Here is a 3,241-nt window from a genome sequence, read left to right on the forward strand (position 1 = left end):
TAAATTTAATATTGATTTTAGATAATTCAGTCTAAATCTATTACTTTAGTAATATTCTTATTATTAATGCAGTGATTTTGTCAGCATTTCTTGCGGACTGCTATGCAAACAGTTATTAGTAATGAATAATTACTTTTAAGGTTTGGGAAAGTGACTTTGGTAGTAACTTTATTATTATTTCTTGATTTTTCAGTTGTTTTTACCGAAAAATTCTGGTCTAAAGCCTCCCCTTTTAAGGGGATAAAAAGTGCTTGTTAGCATAGCTTCCTACAGGGTAGAATGACGAGGAGACCTCGCCATATAATCGACCAAGAGAAAATAGAATATTAGTTATCTCAAGCCTCCTTATTACAGAGGTATTGTTAGCTAAGCTTCTCCGTTAGGAAGCTAACCGATAACTGAAAGACCTTCCCCAAAATTAATGGCTGATAAAGCAGTTCCATCCCAATAGGAGGCTAGCTAATAGCTGACCGCTGTTTGCGCAGCATTCCGCAGGAAATACTTACATTATTTTTAATTTAGATAAACTAAATTTGTTACTTGCATATTTTCAGATTTAAACTGCAAAAAATCACCCTTATATCATAAGCCGGTAATATTTTTCTCTACTCATAACTTTAATAATTTTAGTAGTTATATACTATCTATTTTAGTCTTTTTTCTGTAAAAAAATACTTTTTATGCTTATTAAATTAATCGATCCCCTTCTAGATCTTCACATAAGACAATAATTTTTTATTAAGGCCATACCTTTAAGATTTGATTAGTCCAATATTCTAGTAATTCAATCAAATCAAAAACAATTGACTTAATAAAAACTATGTATACAAAAATCAGAATATATAAAAACACGGGCAGTACAAAATTACAGCCCTCAAATATACAAAATATATTAAAGATAAAGACTTACCGTTCAACGAAACTTACTCAAACTGAATGAGAAAGTCTGAAGGTCTAGTCATTTGTAGTGGGTCAAGCACTACAGGGTTAAATGGCAAACCCTTTATTCCTTGGTCAAAGACATCAGGGATTACTTTTTTAATTATATTAAATGACCCATTTATATCAGCATTTAATAATTTATTTTCTCTGGTTTTATACAACCCTCTTAATTACTCTTTTTCCACTAAAATTCAGTTTTTTATTTCTATATTTAAGCAAATCATCCCCATCTAAAAAACTTGATTGAGATGTATAAGATTCTTCTGTAATTATTAATTTTATTCCTATTAGTTGATTCAAGCTGAGTTTCTTTTTGTTTTCAAAGAAATATTGGTGCTGGATGGTAATTGGCTAAATTGAACAGATTTTTTGATAAAAAAGCTTTGTGGTCAATTTCTGACCACTGATTTGCTGATAATCATGACGTTCAACTAGCTTCATACCTTAATTGTAGCTGATAACGACTCAATGGATAGACAACTGAAAAAACTTACTCATTTTAGTTTTATAGGTATAGTTATGAGGAAGCTTGATTAACTTTAGAGAAGTTTTCGCTCTCTTTAATTTACACCCCGATCAATTCTTGAGTAATCATACCTAAGCTTTTTTACTTTCTATTGCCCAACGAGCTAATTCTGTCCGATTGTGTAGACCAGTTTTACCAAGCATATTACTCACATGACTCTCAATAGTTCTTTGACTAACTTCCATCATTTGTGCAATGTCACGATTTGCCATTCCCTGGGCGACAAGTTGGACTACCTTTAATTCTGTGGGAGTTAACTCTACGTTTCGGCGCACCTTAATTTTTGGCCCATTACTAGCCACGCCAGAATTTTGATGTTTAATTAGGCGAGAAGCTTGCTTCAGGGAAGATTCTACTTGAGCTACGAGTTCTTCTGGCTCAAATGGTTTGACAATGTAGACATCAGCTCCAGTATTCAAACCTTTGACTCGGTCTTGACTTTGACCTTTAGCAGATAGAAATAGAACTGGAACCCATTCTGTAGCTGGATTTTCTCTGATGTGTTGCACAAGGGTATAGCCATCCATTTCTGGCATCATCACATCACATATAATTAGCTCAGGAATTTCATTTTCCAGCTTTTCTAGTGCTTCTCGGCCATTTTCTGCTGTTGTTACCTGATACCCACGAAATTCTAAATAATCCTTGACTAATAAAATTAAATTAGGGTCATCATCAACCAACATTAACCGTCTTTGCTCTGTAGTATTAATTTCCTTCATAATGAAGAACTCACTTTGTTTAATTCCCGCAAACGTTAACTTCAAAGATAGGTATAAACCACATCTTTCATAAAAGATTAAAGAAGTAGGGCGAGTTTGCTACTTTCTTTTAAATTAATATATATCCTTACCCAAAGGGCTGGGACTGCATCTAGGGATCTAAAGAAATCATGCCCCTGTCTATTTTTGATTATAGATTTTAGACTCAATCAATACTTCTACACTATTTAGTTAGATATAGATATATAAGTATAACTAGATAATAGTTTTGTATTGTGAAAAATAACTTCCACTACTTTTAATAATATATGAAAATTTGACAGTATTGGTGACTAATATTATCAGAATTTATATTGATAACTATTAGTTACTAATTGTTAACTTTGAACTTTTGAGTTTCCCAGTCAAGTAAATGTCCACAATTTATGAGTATCAGTTAGTGAATCAACTGAGGCTATTTGATGAAATAATCATTGATTCTGGCAAAGGATGAGTGAGAAAAACATATTCCTCTACAACTCGATCGCCCATTATATGCTCTTGAATAATTCTTTCAATTACAGGAGGAGTTGCGGAATGATACCATACTCCTTCAGGATAAACAACCATGATTGGACCTTGACAACAAACTCGTAAACAGTTAGCTTTAGTACGAAATATACAGCCAGGTAAGTCAGTATTAACCCGGTCGAGTTTTAACTCTTGGAGCCGTTTTTTGAGATAATTCCATGCCTCTAAACCAGTCTCTGTTGAGCAACATTTAGGCTTGGTTTGGTCAGCACAAATAAAAATATGTCGCTGAATTTGACATAGCCCCAGAGATTTGATACAAACACCAAGAGATTCCTGACAAATATTTTGGTCAATATCGTCCTGTCGAGCATTTTCCTGGCATTCGGCGCTCTGGAAGTTAGTCCCATCAGAGTTATTGGTTCTTTGAGATGATATATTATCTGTCATAAAATTTTCGACACACCTTTCAATGAACTTCTAGGGATATTGTCTTTTGGTAAAATGTCCTATTCTAAATCATAAATGACTTTGACGGTAA

General features: G+C 33.3%; 2 protein-coding genes. Both read right to left on the minus strand.

Annotation, left to right across the window (positions count from 1 at the left end; all coding sequences use genetic code 11):
* Window positions 1-1,539: 1,539 nt before the first annotated feature.
* Window positions 1,540-2,190 carry a response regulator transcription factor gene (locus tag AC3DU7_RS29495; RefSeq protein ID WP_488042804.1) on the minus strand — a complete coding sequence of 217 codons (651 nt, stop codon included), beginning with the start codon at window positions 2,188-2,190 and terminating at the stop codon, window positions 1,540-1,542.
* Between the two features lie 444 nt (window positions 2,191-2,634).
* Window positions 2,635-3,150, minus strand: a complete 516-nt coding sequence (locus tag AC3DU7_RS29500) for a (2Fe-2S) ferredoxin domain-containing protein (RefSeq protein ID WP_488042805.1) — start codon at window positions 3,148-3,150, stop codon at window positions 2,635-2,637.
* Window positions 3,151-3,241 lie beyond the last annotated feature (91 nt).

Source organism: Okeania sp. (assembly GCF_983059655.1).

Bases quoted from the DNA above. Each gene is read 5' to 3' on its own strand.
- AC3DU7_RS29495 (WP_488042804.1), bottom strand. From the start codon at position 2,190: ATGAAGGAAATTAATACTACAGAGCAAAGACGGTTAATGTTGGTTGAT.
- AC3DU7_RS29500 (WP_488042805.1), bottom strand. From the start codon at position 3,150: ATGACAGATAATATATCATCTCAAAGAACCAATAACTCTGATGGGACT.